Source organism: Rhizobium sp. BR 315, assembly GCF_050577975.1.
Classification (GTDB): domain Bacteria; phylum Pseudomonadota; class Alphaproteobacteria; order Rhizobiales; family Rhizobiaceae; genus Rhizobium; species Rhizobium miluonense.
Genome location: NZ_JARWKZ010000054.1, coordinates 21,241 through 36,622 on the forward strand (window position 1 = coordinate 21,241; position 15,382 = coordinate 36,622).

The following is a 15,382-nucleotide window of genomic DNA, read 5'->3' on the forward strand; positions in this document are numbered from 1 at the left end:
GAAGCGAGCCCCGACCACTATGTTGGAAGATTACTTCAGCTGGTCAGCCTTGTAGTAACCGCCCTCGACGAGGATCTTCTCGTAGTTGGTCTTGTCAACTGCGACCGGGGTCAGCAGGTAGGACGGAACAACCTTGACGCCGTTGTCGTAGGTCTTCGTGTCGTTGACTTCAGGCGTCTTGCCTTCCATCAGAGCGTTGACCATGCCGACGGTGACCTTGGCGAGGTCACGGGTGTCCTTGAAGATCGTGGAGTGCTGTTCGCCAGCAATGATCGACTTGACTGACGGGATTTCGGAGTCCTGACCGGTAACAACTGGCAGCTTCACGCCGCCGGTGCCGTAGCCGACGCCCTTGAGCGAGGAAAGGATACCGATCGACAGACCGTCATACGGAGACAGAACGGCATCGACGTGGCTGTCGGTGTAGTAAGCCGACAGCAGGTTATCCATACGAGCCTGGGCCGTTGCCGGATCCCAACGCAGCGTGCCAACCTTGTCCATGCCCATCTGACCGGACTTTACGACCAGCTTGCCGCTGTCGATGTAGGGCTTCAGGACCGACATTGCGCCGTCATAGAAGAAGAAGGCGTTGTTGTCGTCCGGAGAGCCGCCGAACAGCTCGATGTTGAACGGGCCCTTGCCGTCCTTGAGGCCGAGCGAGTCGACGATCGAACCAGCCTGCAGGACGCCGACCTTGAAGTTGTCGAACGTTGCATAGTAGTCGACGTTGCCGCTGTTGCGGATCAGACGGTCGTAAGCGATGACCTTGATGCCGGCATCGTGAGCCTTCTGCAGAACGTCGGACAGCGTGGTGCCGTCGATCGACGCGACGACGAGAACCTTGTCGCCCTTCGTGACCATGTTTTCGATTTGCGAGAGCTGGTTCGGAATGTCGTCGTCGCCATACTGCAGGTCGGTGCCGTAACCGGCAGCCTGGAGCTGCTTCACGATGTTGTTACCGTCGTCGATCCAGCGAGCCGAAGCCTTGGTCGGCATTGCGATGCCTACCGTGCCCTTATCCGCCGCGAAGGCAGGTACCACCAGCGTAGCGACGCCGAACGCAGCGCCGGCCATCAATGAGATAATGGATTTCATTACTCTCTCCCTTGTTGATAATATGGCGGACGAAAAAACGCCCGCCCGAAACTGCGGCAGGTTCCGTAGAAGGAATGGTTTACTTCAAATTGTGAGAAACGAAGTAGGTCTCCTCCACGCTCTCACGGTTTATGAGCTGCACCCAGCGCACGACCGGCAAACTCGTACGATTTCGTATAACTGTCAAATAGAATAACTGGCAAAACACATACCATCTTTGATATAATGCGAAAAAATAGTACTTTTTTGCCGACGAATGGGAAATTTGGCCGTCATGGAGAAAATATATAACGATTATTTTAGCGAAGGCATCGAGATTCATTCCGACAATTTTCGCGACGACACGCTGCTAAAAGCCGGTTTGAAACTCAATCACTTGCGCATGATCGTCACGATCGAGGATCACGGCCAAATCTCGGCGGCCGCTGAGTCCATGAACATGTCACAACCTGCGGCTTCACGCATGCTTTCCGAAATGGAGTCCATCGTCAAAAGCCCACTTTACGAGCGTGTCGCCCGCGGCGTGGTGCTAACCCCTTTCGGCCTCGCTTTGGCCAAGCGAGCGCGCAAGATCCTGCTTGAGCTGCGGGAGGCAGGTCGGGAACTCGGCGCCTTGCGGACCGGCAGGGGCGGCTCGGTCTTCCTAGGGGCCGTAACTGCCCCGGCAATCAGCCTTGTGGTGCCGGCCATCCAGCGGGTCACGCGCAGCTATCCCGGCATCGAGATCAATATCGAGGTAGAGAACAGCAACGTCCTGGCACGCGAGCTTCTGGCCGCCCGCCACGATTTCATCATCAGCCGCATTCCCGACGACCTCGATCCGCGTCTGTTCCTCGCCCACGAGATCGGTGTGGAAAAGGCCTGTCTCGTTGTCCGCAACGGGCATCCGCTGCTCGAAAAAGGCGTGGCCAGCCTCTTGGATCTGGCCGGCTATGACTGGGTCTTCCAGCCGCCCGGAACGTTGCTGAGACGAAAGGTGGAGGACATATTCCTCGCAGCCGGCGTGTCTCTGCCGGAGAATGTCGTCAATACCTCGTCCCTGCTGCTGACGCTCGCCGTGGTTTGCAAGACGGACGCGATCGCGCCGATAGCGCTCGACATGGCGCAATTCATCTGCGGACAGTCGTCACATGCCGGCGAATCCAGCATCCTGCCGATCGATTTCGATATCGACGTCAGGCCGTATAGCCTCATCACCGCGCGCGAACGAGCCATGCCGCCGAGCGCCAGACTGCTGCACGACATGATCCTCGAGGAGAGCAAGAACCTCTCGCCGCTTTGAACGTATTGGCCGCAAGGCTGCGCGCCATAAGCTCCACACCAACTTCCGTTCCTATGGAAATCACATGGAGGCTGGCATGCTGCTCAGGCAATCATTGTTTCAATCCGTACTCGATCGTCTCGATTCCGAAGAGGATGTTCCCGAGAAGGAAGAGAGTGCGCATCGCATCCACGGCCTGAACGTCAGCTTTGCCGCAACGGTGCTTGGCGGCGAAACACCGGAAGCACATCGAGCCGGCGACGCCTATCTCGACAATCTCGGCGATCCGATCATCCAGCTCGAGCCGGAACCGGAACCCGCCCCCAAAGAGCCGGAGCCGCCGGTCATGCCGGAGCATCTGGCACGGATCTCGCGAGAAGAAGTCGCCGCCGAACTGGCGATCGCGTCAGACACCACGCTCCATTCGCTACACGAAAAACGCCGCAGCTTCGCCAAGGCCAATCACCCCGATAGCGTCGCCGCCCCCTTCCGAGAGCAGGCAACAACCCGCATGACCCTCGCCAATCAGCTGATCGACGAGGCCATACGGCGCCTCTCGCGATAACTATTTCCCGTCGCCTTTCGGCGCGTCGTCTTCGCCGGCATCATCCTGCGGCACCGCTTCGACATTCGCAGCGGGCGGCTGCGGCTTGAAATTCAATAGGAGCATCCAGGCCGAATAAGCGCCAAGCGCGCCCGAAAGCATGGCCCAGAAGGGCTGTGAGCCAAGGGTCTCGACGGCAGCCCATCCGAAGCAGACCGCAACGATCAGGATCCGCACCCAAAGCGGCTTGTAGATGGGATGGCTGGGATCGATCAGTTGCATGGGTCTCGCTGGCCTGTTCAAGGAGATTTGTCTTTAGCGCATCGTTGGGAAAACTGTGAAGCACTTTGAACGAAATAAGGTCGCACGGGCAAATTCCGGATAAGGCGGTATGGTAATATCCTTTTCGCAATTGTGAAGAACGGGCGGCTTGACGCGGCCTTCGGAAAATGGAATGAAAATTCCATGTAGATCATTATTCGGTCCATTTATTCCGAATCCAGGGAGGTAAGAATGACTGTCAGATTTGGCCTGCTCGGCGCTGGTCGCATTGGTAAGGTACATGCGAAGGCTGTCAGCGGCGATGCCAACGCCAAGCTCGTGGCCGTTGCGGATGCGTTTCCTGCGGCTGCGGAAGCGATCTCCGCCGCCTATGGCTGCGAAGTCCGCACCATCGAAGCAATCGAAGCCGCCAAGGATATCGATGCCGTCGTCATCTGCACGCCGACCGATACCCATGCCGATCTCATCGAGCGCTTTTCCCGCGCCGGCAAGGCCGTCTTCTGCGAAAAGCCTGTCGATCTCGACCTCGCCCGCGTCAAGGCCTGCATCAAGGTCGTCGATGAAACCAAGGGCAAGCTTATGGTTGGCTTCAACCGCCGCTTCGACCCACATTTCATGGCCGTCAAGAAGGCCATCGACGAAGGCCGCATCGGCACCGTCGAGATGGTGACGATCACCTCGCGCGATCCTGGCGCCCCGCCGGTCGATTACATCAAGCGCTCCGGCGGCATTTTCCGCGACATGACCATCCATGACTTCGACATGGCCCGTTTCCTGCTCGGCGAAGAGCCGGTGGCCGTCACTGCAACTGCCGCTGTGCTCGTCGACAAGGCGATCGGCGAAGCCGGTGACTACGACAGCGTTTCCGTCATTCTCCAGACGGCATCAGGCAAGCAGGCGATCATCTCCAACTCGCGCCGAGCCACCTACGGCTATGATCAGCGCATCGAAATCCACGGCTCGAAGGGAATGGTATCAGCCGAAAACCAGCGCCCCTTCTCCATCGAGGTCGCCAATGGCGATGGCTACACCCGCCCGCCGCTGCATGATTTCTTCATGACCCGCTACACGGAAGCCTATGCCAACGAGATCGCCAGCTTCATCGCCGCGATCGAAAAGGGCGCCGCTATCACGCCGTCGGGCAAGGATGGCCTCGCCGCACTGAAGCTGGCGGATGCCGCGCTGCAGTCGGTCAAGGAAGGCCGCCTGGTAAAGGTCGACTAATCAACGCAGATTCCCTCAGGGAATATGGTCCTCCCCGAAAGTCCGCCGCGAATCGCTTCGCGGCGGACTTTTTTCTTTGGTTCCCCTTCGCAACGGAAATCTCTTGCGAATCACATAAGTATCTGCTTATCTATTGCTATGATAGAGAACGAAATATTCCGGGCCTTGGCCGATCCGACCCGCCGCGCCATCTTTGAAAAGCTGGCCGCAGGCAGGATGAACGCCAGCGCCCTGCGCGAAGGCATAGAAATCAGCCAGCCGGCGATGTCGCAGCATCTCGCCATCTTGCGGAGCGCCGGGCTAGTCAGGGAAGAACGACAGGGGCGTTTCGTGAATTACGAAGTCGATCCGGAGGGACTTACCCTCATCGCCCAGTGGCTGGCGAAATACCGCGCCTACTGGCCTGCCCGCATCGAAGCTCTCAAGATCTTGCTGAAGGATATGGACCAATGAACGATCTCAATATCCCCGCACGGAAAAACGGTATCGAACTCGAATACGACCTCGAGGAGCCGCCGCAAAAGGTCTGGCGCGCGGTCAGCACCCCTGAACTTCGGGAAAACTGGCTGCCGAAGGAAGCCTTGGCCGATCCCGAAGCGATATCGATCACGCCGGGCGAAGAGATCTGCTACAGGCTGCGGGACGACGCACCGCCCTTTCTCGAAAGCACCGTGACCTTCAGGATAGCTCCCAACGCAAACGGCGGTACAAGCCTCCGGATCATCCACGAACTTGATGATGCGCGGCTTCGCAGGGCTGAAAAGGCTGCAGCGAACAATAATGGCTTCTGCGTCATGCGCGCCGCCTGAAGCTCTGAAGCTGTCAATAATTTCAAAACGATTGGAGTTCGCCGATGCGCGAAGCGATGCAGCTCGTCCCTATGGTCGTGGAACAATCCAGTAGAGGAGAGCGGTCTTTCGACATCTATTCCCGACTGCTGCGCGAGAGAATCATCTTTCTGAACGGTGAAGTGAACGATGTCGTTTCGGCATTGGTCTGCGCACAATTGCTGTTTCTTGAGGCGGAAAGCCCGAAGAAGCCGATCAGCCTCTACATTAATTCGCCGGGCGGCGTCGTGACCAGCGGCCTAGCCATGTACGACACCATGCGTTATATCCGCGCCCCGGTACATACCCTTTGCATGGGGACGGCCCGCTCGATGGGGTCGTTCCTGCTGATGGCCGGCGAACCAGGCCAGCGCAACGCGCTGCCCAACGCCAGCATCCATATTCACCAGCCCTTGGGTGGCTTCCAGGGCCAGGCTTCCGACATGCTCATCCACGCCGAGGAAATCAAGCGCACGAAGCACCGGATGACGCGGCTCTACGCCGAGCATTGCGGCCGTTCCTATGAGGAATTCGAGCGCGCCATGGATCGCGACCACTTCATGACGGCGGAGGAGGCTTTGGAATGGGGATTGATCGACCGTATCCTGCATGTTCGCGAGGACGATCAGACCACGGGCTTAGCGGATTGATTTCATTGGCGGCGCTACTGCCAGTTGCCTGGCCGCGCCTTGCGCGATCGTCGCGTTTCAACCGGCCTGGTCGCGCAATTCCACGACGGAGGCCCCTCTCCTCACGATGTCGCTATCGATGATCGAAAACGCGCGGTTCAAATGCCCCTCGAAGACGAGCCTCGGCTCGTCGACGACGACGCGCAGCTCCGGCATGCCCTCCATGCGCACGACATGCGATTCGGCCAGCCCCTCCTCTATGCCCTCGATCAGCAGATCGTAGTAACGCACGCCCGGGCCGGTGATGACGATCGGCATCCGCTCGTGCAGGCTCAAGACACGCGACAGGCCATTTCCGAGCGCCAGGCCGGCTTGGCGAAAGGCAAGCACATTGCGGCGCCCGCCCTGCCGCGCACTCGCGGCAATCTTGTCGAGCTCGGCAATCGGAACGAACTTTGCCGGGATCGTATCCAGCGGCACGTCGAAAGCCGTGCGCAGCATGGCGTAGAAACCGGCGTAAGCCTCGATGCACCCGCGCGCGCCGCAGCGGCAAAGACCGCCGCCCGGCACATGCATCATGTGCCCGAAATTGGGCGCAGAGACCTGATGTCGCCCCTCTTCTTCACGACGCACGATGCCGAGGCCGATGCTGTGCCCCAGCGATAGCGCCGCCAGCGCCCGGAAGTCGGAACCTTTCCCATTTTCCTCCTGCCGACCGAGAGCGGAGGCGACAAGCGAGGTCTCGTTGCCGAGTATGATCCTGGCCGACCATTCATCGCGAAGCACCGCGGCAAAATCGATTTCGTCACGCCCGAAGATCGGCGACCAGCGCAGCACCGGTCCGGAGGGGTCGACCAGCCCCTTGCTGCTGATCGAGATCATCAGCACCTTGTCGCGGGCGAGCTGCGAGCGGGCAGCAATCCGGCGCAAGGCGTCGCGCAGAGCGGCCACGAACGAGCCGACGCCGGATGCCTCTTGCGACCGTTCCTCGCTGAAGCGGTCGATTAGCCGCCCGGCATAATCCACCAGCGAATATTGTACGGCATCGGAGGAGATGACGACGACGATGAGATAGCCGCAATCGCGCCGCTGCGAGAACAAAACCCGTGGCCGGCCGCGGCCACTGGCTGCCTGTTGCTCCGCCTTTTCGATGATCTGTGCCCGCTCCAGATCGGCGGTGATCACCGATACAGTCGCGGATGAAAGCTTCGTAAAATCAGAAAGTTCGGTATGGGCGAGCGGGCCGTGCCGGCGCAATGCCGACAGAACCAAGGCGCTGTTTTTCTGACGGACCAATTCGGTGCTCGATTTGGCCAGCATCGGTAAGCCTCCTGCTCATTCAACCCTCCCCTCCGCATCTCCGGACGACTCTTATCTAGCCTGACGATGCGGGTGTTGACAGTTGAAAAAATCTCTGACAGTAAATTTCTCGACTGTCGAGAAAAAACAAAACCTTTTCTCGTCAGCATTATCGCGGCGACCGACGGGAGTTCAGGATACGTGCGGTCGCATTCACTCGGGAGGATCATATGAAAGCTTTCATCAAGCTGGCTGCAGGCGCGGCCATCGTTTTGACCATGCAGACGGCAGCCTTCGCCAAGGATCTCGTCGTCGGCGTTTCCTGGTCCAACTTCCAGGAAGAGCGTTGGAAGACGGATGAAGCAGCCATCAAGAAGGCACTCGCAGCCGTAGGTGCCAAGTATATTTCCGCTGACGCGCAGTCATCCGCTTCCAAGCAGCTGACCGACGTTGAATCCCTGATTTCGCAGGGTGCCAACGCCCTCATCATTCTCGCTCAGGACTCCGACGCCATCGGCCCGGCCGTTGAAAAGGCTGCCGACGAAGGCATTCCGGTTGTCGGTTACGACCGCCTGATCGAAAACCCTGCCGCCTTCTACATCACCTTCGACAACAAGGAAGTGGGCCGCATGCAGGCTCGCGAAGTGCTGAAGGCAAAGCCGGCAGGCAACTACGTCTTCATCAAGGGCTCGTCTTCCGACCCGAATGCAGACTTCCTCTTCTCCGGTCAGATCGAAGTATTGAAGTCCGCGATCGACGCCGGCAAGATCAAGAATGTCGGCGAAGCCTACACGGACGGCTGGCTGCCGCAGAATGCGCAGCGCAACATGGAGCAGTTCCTGACCGCCAACAACAACAAGGTTGACGCGGTAGTCGCCTCCAACGACGGCACCGCCGGCGGCGCAGTCGCAGCCCTCGACGCCCAGGGTCTCGCAGGCTCCGTTCCGGTTTCCGGCCAGGACGCGGACAAGGCCGCTCTGAACCGCATCGCACTTGGCACGCAGACCGTTTCCATTTGGAAGGACTCGCGTGAACTCGGCAAGCGCGCTGCTGAAATTGCCATCGACCTCGCCAAGGGCAAGAAGCTGGACGACATCTCTGGCGTCCAGACCTTCAACGGCGGTCCGAAGCACGTTCCGATGAAGTCGGTCTTCCTCACCCCGATCCCGGTCACCAAGGACAATCTGAACGTCGTCATCGACGCCGGCTGGATTTCCAAGGCTGAAGCTTGCCAGGGCGTGAAGGCCGGCAGCGTTGCGGCCTGCAAGTAAGCACCAGACTTGACGGGTTGACCCGAATATAATGCCGACGCCGCAAGGGGGCTTCCCGTTGCGGCGTCGAATGCGGATAAGAAGCAGACAACTCCACCCAGAATGGAGAGAAGGGTTTCCCGCACGTGTTGCGTCATCGCATATCCGATCGGCTTGCCGGATGGCGGTCGTGGAACCGGAAGAAACCGGATGGGCAAGCGATGACGTCTATTGTGACCAGCGCGGATACTGCCCAGCGATCAACAAAGTGCAATCGCGGGCCTGCGCCCAACAGTGGGAGAACGGCAAAGCGATGGCCGACATGACACATTCCACAACATCGAGCGGTCCGCGCAAGGCAGAGGAAGGCGTCATCACACGCTTCCTGCGCGCCACCGAAATCGATACCCGCCTGCTTGGCATGATAGCGGCGCTGCTGATCATCTGGATCGGCTTCGACCTTTATTTGCGGATATTCGACGGCCGCGAGTTCCTGACAGCCAGAAACCTTTGGAATCTCTCGGTGCAGACCTGCGAAATTGCAGTTCTCGCCACCGGCATGGTGCTGGTCATCGTCACACGCAACATTGACCTGTCGGTTGGCTCAGTGCTTGGCTTCGTGGCCATGATCATGGGCGTCATGCAGGCCAAATGGTTGCCGCAGTATCTCGGCTTCGACAGTTCATGGACCTGGATCATCACCTTACTCTGCGGTCTTGTGATCGGTACGGCCATCGGCGCCTTCCAGGGCGGGATCATCGCCTTCATGAATGTCCCCTCCTTCATCGTCACACTCGGCGGCCTTCTCGTCTGGCGCGGCCTTGCCTGGTATGTCACCAGCGGCCAGACCGTTGCGCCCATGGACTCCACCTTCATCATCATGGGCGGCAGCGGCGCCACCGGTTCGATCGGGGCGAACTGGAGCTGGATCGTCGGCGTGCTCGCTTGCCTGATGATCATTACCGGCATCGTTGGCTCGCGCCGCCAGAGAAAGCGCTTCGGCTTTCCGCGCCGTCCGCTCTGGGCAGAATATTTTCTCGGCTGCCTCGGCTCCGTCGTGGTGCTCGGTACCATCTATCTCTTCAACAGCTATAACTGGCCGGTCGGCATCGCGAAGCGCTACGCTACCGAACATAATATTGCCTGGCCGGAAGCAGGGCTGGATATCCCATACGGCATCGCCGTTCCGGTTCTTATTGCCGTCCTCATCGGCATCGTGATGACCTTCATCGCCACGCGTCTGCGTTTCGGCCGCTATGTTTTCGCGATCGGTGGCAATCCCGAAGCCGCCGAGCTCGCAGGCATCAAGACCCGATGGGTCATCGTGAGGATCTTCGCGCTGATGGGCCTTCTAGCTGCGGTCGCCGCGGCAATCTCGACGGCCCGCCTGAATTCGGCAGTCAACTCGCAGGGCACCACCTACGAACTCTTCACCATCGCTGCGGCGGTCATTGGTGGCACGTCGCTTGCCGGCGGCAGCGGCACGGTCGCCGGCGCCATGCTCGGCGCCTTGGTCATGCAATCGCTGCAATCGGGCATGGGCCTCGCCAACGTCGATACACCGATCCAGAACGTCGTCGTCGGCATCGTTCTCGTGGTCGCCGTCTGGCTCGACATCGTCTACCGCTCGCGCGCCAAGTAAAAGGAATTCTGAACCATGACGGATAAAACCACTCCGCTTGTGGAAATGAAGAACATTTCCATCGCCTTCGGCGGCATCCACGCGGTCGACAACGCCTCGGTGGACCTCTACCCCGGCGAAGTCGTCGCCCTTCTCGGTCATAACGGCGCCGGCAAATCGACCCTGATCAAGATCCTCTCCGGCGCCTATAAGCGCGATAGCGGCGATATCCTGATCAACGGCGAAACCGTCGATATACGCAGCCCGCGCGACGCCAAGAAATACGGCATCGAGACGATCTACCAGACGCTCGCCGTCGCCGATAACGTCGACGCCGCCGCCAACCTCTATCTCGGCCGCGAGCTGCAGACCCGCTGGGGCACGCTCGACGATGTCGCCATGGAAGCCAAGGCGCGAGAGGTCATGGGCCGCCTGAACCCCAACTTCAAGCGCTTCAAGGAGCCGGTGAAAGCGCTTTCCGGCGGCCAGCGCCAGTCGGTGGCGATCGCCCGCGCCATCCTCTTCGATGCTCGCATCCTGATCATGGACGAGCCGACGGCTGCCCTCGGTCCGCAGGAAACGGCCCAGGTCGGCGAGCTGATCAAGCAGCTGAAGAAGGAAGGCATCGGCATCTTCCTCATCAGCCATGATATCCATGACGTCTTCGACCTCGCCGACCGCGTGTCCGTCATGAAAAACGGCCAGGTCGTCGGCCACGCCCGCACCGAAGACGTCACCAAGGACGAAGTCCTCGGCATGATCATCCTCGGCAAGGTCCCGCCAAAGGCAATTCCCGGCCCTGGCGCGATGAGGGAATAAGCCGAAACGACCGCACATGAAACAAGGCCGCGGCCCAAAAGCCCGCGGCCTTTTTCATTCATAACCTCCGATATGCGCTTTCCTGAATTTTCCGCATTGATGCCAAGCGCTTCCTAGGCTAAGAACCAGCCATCGGACAGGCGATTCAACCCGCCTAAGGCATGCACCCGTAGCTCAGCTGGATAGAGTGTTGGATTCCGATTCCAAAGGTCACAGGTTCGAATCCTGTCGGGTGCGCCAATCTTTTTCTGTCCATACCGAAGACATAGGTAACAGATCGTCCCTAAGACATGGGTGACAACCTCGTGCCGAACGGGTTGTCGATGGTTTGCAAAGTTCTCTGTTCCAGGTCGATATATCCCAGATCATAGTGCATGAAGCTGACGAGCCAAATACCGTCGTCGACTTCTTTGATGCCGAGCTTCTGGCCGGCCAGCACGCTCGAGGTGTTGATCTTCTTGCGATAGATGCAGATGCGGCCGCAATGGGTCACCAGCGCCTCTCGATCATGGAAAGGGTAGTCGATCTCCGGCAGGCCCTGATAGGGGCGTGACGAAGCGACGTAGAGATCTGCCGGTACCTTCATTGCGAGCGCCTCGTGCGGCCGCTCGGTATTGAATTCGCTTAAGAACGCATCGAAGCGGGCCTGTTGCTGCAGGATATTTCTGCCAGGTGGCCTGGTCGCCTCTTTCTTGAGCGTCAGGTGCATGCGCTCATGCCGGCCGTTTTCTTGGGGACGGCCCGGCCTGATGCGCTCGAGGACGATGCCGAGCCGCAGCCACCACACCGACAGCTGCGACAGATTGTAGAGCCCGTTGGGGCTGGCGAAAGGCAAACCGTTGTCGCTACGGATCGCGCTTGGCAGGCCACGCTCGGCAAACAGCCGCCGGAAGGCCTCGAAGACGCCAGGCTCCCGTGTCGATTCGAAGGCTTCACAGGCGAGAAGATAACGTGAAGCCTGATCGGTGACCGTCAATGGGTAACAGTATCGGCCATCGCCGAGTTTGAACTCGCCCTTGAAGTCGGCACACCACAGATCGTTCGGCAGCAATGCCTGTGACAAGGCTGTCCCTTCGGCTCGATGGCGTTGTCGTTTGCGGGCATGTCTTTGCAGACGCGTAAAGGACGCTGCAACGCTTGAATTGCTGCATTATTTAGCAGGAAACCCCGTGATCGTTAAATTCTTAGCGAAGCCTCCAATCAAACCGCAAAACGCCTGCGGTACGTTCCACGGGAATTTCGGGAAAGCGCCATGCTGCTGGATCTCAGGACAATCTATTTCATCGTTGCTGTGAGCTGTTTCGTGCTGGGCATTCTCCAGCTTGCAGCCTATACGACCGGCCGCTTCGAGAGGTGGCCGCTGTGGTGGGGCCTAAGCAACCTTCTTGTCGGCGTCGGGTCTTTCCTCGTCGCGTTGCGCGACCTCGTTCCCTACTCCGTCTCGATCGACGGCGGCAATGTCGTCACCATCGCCGGCTACGTGCTAATGCTCTTTGCCGTGCGGACGTTTTCGAGACGAGCGCTCGACCAGCGCTACTTCTGGCTTGCCATCTTGCTCGCCAGCGTTCCTGTCGTACTCATCGTCAGTGAACCATCGGCGGTCTCAGCGAGGCTCCTTTACGTCTCCGTCATCTGCTGTCTCTGCGATCTTGCCGTTGCAAGGGAGGCAATCAGCATTGTCCGACGCGAGAGGCTTTATTCGGCAGCCTTGCTTGTCGGTCTCTATATTTGCACTGCTGGGATCTTTGCGGTTCGCAGCATTCTCGCGGCGACCGGTGAGATTGGCGGGCCGGATCCTTTCGGCAGCAGTGCAATTCACAGCTGGATGGCGGTGTCGGCGGTCGCGTTCATCATGCTTCGCAGCATGGCCATGGTGCTGATGGCGGCCGAGCGCAGCCGAAATCAGCTCACGGAACTCGCTCACCACGATCCGCTGACCGGCGCGCTCAATCGCGGCGGCCTTGCCCAGCATCTGCCGGTTCTCGGTTCCCTGCCTATATCGCTACTGATCATCGATATCGACCATTTCAAGCAACTGAACGACAGACATGGTCACGCTGCCGGCGACGACATCTTGCGGCTTTTCGCCAGCGTTTCGAGAGGCATCATGCGCTCCGACGACCTGCTTGCCCGTCAAGGTGGGGATGAGTTCCTGGCGGTGCTGAAAAACGTTTCCCGGGAGGGTGCGGCGGCGATTGCCGAGCGCATCCGTCTCGCCTTCGCCGCTGCCGTCCTGCAGCGGCCGGATCTGGCAGTCTTTCCGACCCTGAGCATCGGCGTTGCGGCGCGTGCGGAAAGCTGCGGAGATTTTGAACGGCTGATGCACGAGGCGGACGAGGCGCTCTATCGTTCGAAGCGCGAAGGCCGCAACCGGGTCGACGTTTTTGGAGAAAATCAGCAAGCCGCGTAGGAACGGTGCGGTTGCGCTTTCGAATTCCCGCACAGGCCGGCAACCACCAGCCCTTCAGGCTGATTTAATCCAGCAGTCGTAGAGCACGATTGTGCGAGCACTCGCTCCCCAATCGGAGGTTTGCACAGGGAGGTCCTTCAACGGGCCTTTTCAGCTCTGCCTCAACGCCGCGAGGCAAAGCTTTCCCCACCGATGCCTACCGACGTGAGAAGCCCGGCGCCCATGGGGCCTGTTCTGAAGCCATGCGCGGCTCGCCGATCGCTTCAAAGTTTATGCGGAAATTGGTTTCTTTAATCACGTTCGCTCGAGCGCCTTAGACATGTGTCGCAACATATCTTCCTTGAACTGGTCGGCGACATCACGCGCATCTCGTTTGGCTTGATCTTCTGGCGACGCGACAACGTTGTCTGTTGAACGCAGCAACCAGCGCTGAAGACCTGCGGTCCCCGCCCGGCAATCGTCTGGAAAGCTGTCGGGCGACCGTGCAGGCCAGCGCTCGATAAGGATGAACAAGCAATGGCGCATCTGCTTCATCTGGACGGAAGCAGGCCCGTAGCAAGTCGAAATCACGGACTATCATTGACCCGAAAGAGCGTGATAGCCATCATGACAACGGCCAAGGAGGGCAAGCGATCATGACAGTTAGTAAACTCCCCGCGATCCATCCGGGCGAAATCCTGCAGGAACTGTATCTCGAACCGCTCGACATGACGCCCTATGCGCTGGCGAAGCACATCAATGTGCCGCGCACCCGCGTTGAGCGCATCATCGCCGAAAAGACGGGCATCACCACAGACACGGCGATGCGGCTGGCGAAGTTCTTCAAGACGGCTCCTGAGTTTTGGCTCAATCTGCAGAACGCCTATGATATCAAGATCGCCGCCCGAGTGATGGAAAACGATCTTGCGCAGATTAAAGAGCTTGAGCCCGCATAAGGCAGGCAACCAAAGATGAAAGTGCCTCGCATCGAAAACGTAACGCCAACGTCGAACATGACGCTGGAAATTCAATGGAAGGGTGCCCCGGCATCCGCCGCACACCTTTTCGGCTGGATTGCGACCGGCGGCGAACTTCTCACCCCTCTCAAATCGCCGGAAGTCTGGAAGACCGCGACCGTCACAGATTACGGCGCAACGGTCGAATGGGCTGGCGAAGATCTGGCAATCGATGCCTATCACCTTTTCCAGATCGCCGGAGACCAGCGTGATTTCGCCGTGGACGATGTGCGGAAATGGCAGGAACAAGCCGGCCTTTCCAACAACGAGGCTGCGGATTTCCTAGGCGTCAATTGACCTGCCAGTGAGAATTTCCTCCAGAATGGATTAGAGTCCGGCCATTTGGTGGCACTGTCCTGCCCGAGACCTGGAGAAACACTATGTCTGCGCGTCAGGGCCGCCTCTCAGGCCCTGCACTGGCTTCTTGAACCTCACCCCTGCCCCACCGCCGTTTTCCGGAATGAAATCAATCCCGGCCTTCACAAACGCTGCAATAATACTCGCGAGATTGTTGCCGATGGGCATGTGTGCTCCGCGTTCAAAATCAGCAATAGTCTGACGTGACACATTCGCTGCTTCCGCAAGCTGGGCTTGATTCCAACCCAACATAGCGCGCGCGGCACGGCACTGCTCCACGGTAAGATGCTTTTTATTCAAGGCAAACTTTCTGATTGACTTCTATCATTTTGTAGGGACACTAACATCTTGCGGTCGAACAGGTGGTGGAACACCTATTCGACCTAACCACAACCAAGCTATCGGGAGCTCGGATCATGGGTGATTCTGAGAATAGCAGAACTTTGCCTTCAAATACCCGTCTAAACATTCTTTCGTACACGACAGATTTTCTGGCGCGCGTGCAGGATCGCGACGGCAGTGGCGCCGATGCCGATCCTGCCTTGGCAAAATGGCTGGAATGGCACGAAGCCCACCGCGAGTTCGAGCTGAGCTGCCGTCTGCAACAGCATCTCGAGACCCAGTTAGTCGAGGCTGTGGGCTTTCCGATGGTTAAGATTGAGGTCCCCGGCACGCTTGAACCGGTCGTCATCCAAAACGAAGCGGACATCGAATATTGGCTAGAAGGTCCGGACAACGAGGAGGCCCGCGACAGGGCCAAGGAGGAGCT

General features: G+C 58.9%; 16 protein-coding genes, 1 tRNA gene and 3 pseudogenes. 15 read left to right on the top strand and 5 right to left on the bottom strand.

The genetic code is table 11. From position 1 onward, the window contains the following. Window positions 1-30 precede the first annotated feature (30 nt). Window positions 31-1,095, bottom strand: a complete 1,065-nt coding sequence (chvE, locus tag QD409_RS29980; protein WP_092854345.1) for a multiple monosaccharide ABC transporter substrate-binding protein — start codon at window positions 1,093-1,095, stop codon at window positions 31-33. Between the two features lie 274 nt (window positions 1,096-1,369). Here chvE and QD409_RS29985 point away from each other — a divergent pair, with 274 nt between their 5' ends. Next, entirely contained in the window at window positions 1,370-2,377 is a 1,008-nt protein-coding gene (locus tag QD409_RS29985; RefSeq protein ID WP_092854343.1) for a LysR family transcriptional regulator, read from the top strand. A gap of 76 nt (window positions 2,378-2,453) precedes the next feature. Further along, a complete protein-coding gene (locus QD409_RS29990) occupies window positions 2,454-2,921 on the top strand; it encodes a hypothetical protein (protein ID WP_092854424.1) in 468 nt (155 codons plus the stop codon). Here QD409_RS29990 and QD409_RS29995 read toward each other — a convergent pair whose 3' ends face one another. Continuing rightward, window positions 2,922-3,182 carry a hypothetical protein gene (locus QD409_RS29995; protein WP_092854341.1) on the bottom strand — a complete coding sequence of 87 codons (261 nt, stop codon included), beginning with the start codon at window positions 3,180-3,182 and terminating at the stop codon, window positions 2,922-2,924. It abuts the gene before it with no gap. A 231-nt stretch (window positions 3,183-3,413) separates the two neighbouring features. On the opposite strand from QD409_RS29995, the gene iolG reads away from it, so the two are divergent. The 4 genes from iolG to QD409_RS30015 all read left to right on the top strand — a co-directional run bounded on the left by iolG (window position 3,414) and on the right by QD409_RS30015 (window position 5,883). Next, entirely contained in the window at window positions 3,414-4,406 is a 993-nt protein-coding gene (gene iolG / locus QD409_RS30000; protein ID WP_092854339.1) for an inositol 2-dehydrogenase, read from the top strand. Window positions 4,407-4,544: 138 nt separating this feature from the next. Next, complete coding sequence (locus QD409_RS30005; protein WP_092854337.1) at window positions 4,545-4,859, top strand: ArsR/SmtB family transcription factor; 315 nt, start codon at window positions 4,545-4,547, stop codon at window positions 4,857-4,859. Further along, window positions 4,856-5,215 carry an SRPBCC family protein gene (locus QD409_RS30010; protein WP_430764468.1) on the top strand — a complete coding sequence of 120 codons (360 nt, stop codon included), beginning with the start codon at window positions 4,856-4,858 and terminating at the stop codon, window positions 5,213-5,215. Before QD409_RS30005 ends, QD409_RS30010 begins: the two co-directional genes overlap by 4 nt. A 44-nt stretch (window positions 5,216-5,259) precedes the next feature. Next, complete coding sequence (locus QD409_RS30015; protein ID WP_430764469.1) at window positions 5,260-5,883, top strand: ATP-dependent Clp protease proteolytic subunit; 624 nt, start codon at window positions 5,260-5,262, stop codon at window positions 5,881-5,883. Between the two features lie 57 nt (window positions 5,884-5,940). Here QD409_RS30015 and QD409_RS30020 read toward each other — a convergent pair whose 3' ends face one another. Continuing rightward, on the bottom strand, window positions 5,941-7,182 hold the full coding sequence (locus QD409_RS30020) for an ROK family protein (RefSeq protein WP_430764470.1): 1,242 nt from the start codon (window positions 7,180-7,182) through the stop codon (window positions 5,941-5,943). Between the two features lie 209 nt (window positions 7,183-7,391). Here QD409_RS30020 and xylF point away from each other — a divergent pair, with 209 nt between their 5' ends. From xylF to QD409_RS30040, 4 genes are all read left to right on the top strand, one after another. Beyond that, window positions 7,392-8,432, top strand: a complete 1,041-nt coding sequence (gene xylF, locus QD409_RS30025; RefSeq protein WP_092854329.1) for a D-xylose ABC transporter substrate-binding protein — start codon at window positions 7,392-7,394, stop codon at window positions 8,430-8,432. Window positions 8,433-8,724: 292 nt separating this feature from the next. Further along, on the top strand, window positions 8,725-10,053 hold the full coding sequence (locus QD409_RS30030; RefSeq protein WP_430764476.1) for a sugar ABC transporter permease: 1,329 nt from the start codon (window positions 8,725-8,727) through the stop codon (window positions 10,051-10,053). Between the two features lie 15 nt (window positions 10,054-10,068). After that, the gene (locus QD409_RS30035; protein WP_092854328.1) at window positions 10,069-10,851 is read left to right on the top strand and encodes an ATP-binding cassette domain-containing protein; all 783 of its coding nucleotides are present in this window, start codon (window positions 10,069-10,071) and stop codon (window positions 10,849-10,851) included. A gap of 163 nt (window positions 10,852-11,014) precedes the next feature. Next, window positions 11,015-11,091 (top strand) — tRNA-Arg (locus tag QD409_RS30040). Window positions 11,092-11,134: 43 nt separating this feature from the next. On the opposite strand, the pseudogene QD409_RS30045 reads toward QD409_RS30040, so the two are convergent. Further along, window positions 11,135-11,959: pseudogene (locus QD409_RS30045) on the bottom strand (DDE-type integrase/transposase/recombinase); the annotation flags it as partial. A 144-nt stretch (window positions 11,960-12,103) separates the two neighbouring features. Here QD409_RS30045 and QD409_RS30050 point away from each other — a divergent pair. From QD409_RS30050 to QD409_RS30065, 4 genes and pseudogenes are all read left to right on the top strand, one after another. Beyond that, window positions 12,104-13,261 carry a GGDEF domain-containing protein gene (locus QD409_RS30050; RefSeq protein WP_430764471.1) on the top strand — a complete coding sequence of 386 codons (1,158 nt, stop codon included), beginning with the start codon at window positions 12,104-12,106 and terminating at the stop codon, window positions 13,259-13,261. A gap of 410 nt (window positions 13,262-13,671) precedes the next feature. Then, a pseudogene (locus QD409_RS30055) lies at window positions 13,672-13,817 on the top strand (type II toxin-antitoxin system RelE/ParE family toxin); the annotation flags it as partial. A gap of 79 nt (window positions 13,818-13,896) precedes the next feature. Beyond that, window positions 13,897-14,196: a HigA family addiction module antitoxin gene (locus QD409_RS30060; protein WP_430764472.1), complete on the top strand. Its 300-nt coding sequence runs from the start codon at window positions 13,897-13,899 to the stop codon at window positions 14,194-14,196. A 15-nt stretch (window positions 14,197-14,211) separates the two neighbouring features. Then, window positions 14,212-14,553 (top strand): hypothetical protein, encoded by a 342-nt coding sequence (locus QD409_RS30065; RefSeq protein WP_430764473.1) that lies wholly within the window; start codon window positions 14,212-14,214, stop codon window positions 14,551-14,553. An 81-nt stretch (window positions 14,554-14,634) separates the two neighbouring features. Here QD409_RS30065 and QD409_RS30070 read toward each other — a convergent pair whose 3' ends face one another. Next, window positions 14,635-14,913 carry a helix-turn-helix transcriptional regulator gene (locus tag QD409_RS30070; RefSeq protein WP_245298111.1) on the bottom strand — a complete coding sequence of 93 codons (279 nt, stop codon included), beginning with the start codon at window positions 14,911-14,913 and terminating at the stop codon, window positions 14,635-14,637. A 116-nt stretch (window positions 14,914-15,029) separates the two neighbouring features. Here QD409_RS30070 and QD409_RS30075 point away from each other — a divergent pair. After that, window positions 15,030-15,382 (top strand): annotated as a pseudogene (locus QD409_RS30075) (hypothetical protein); the annotation flags it as partial.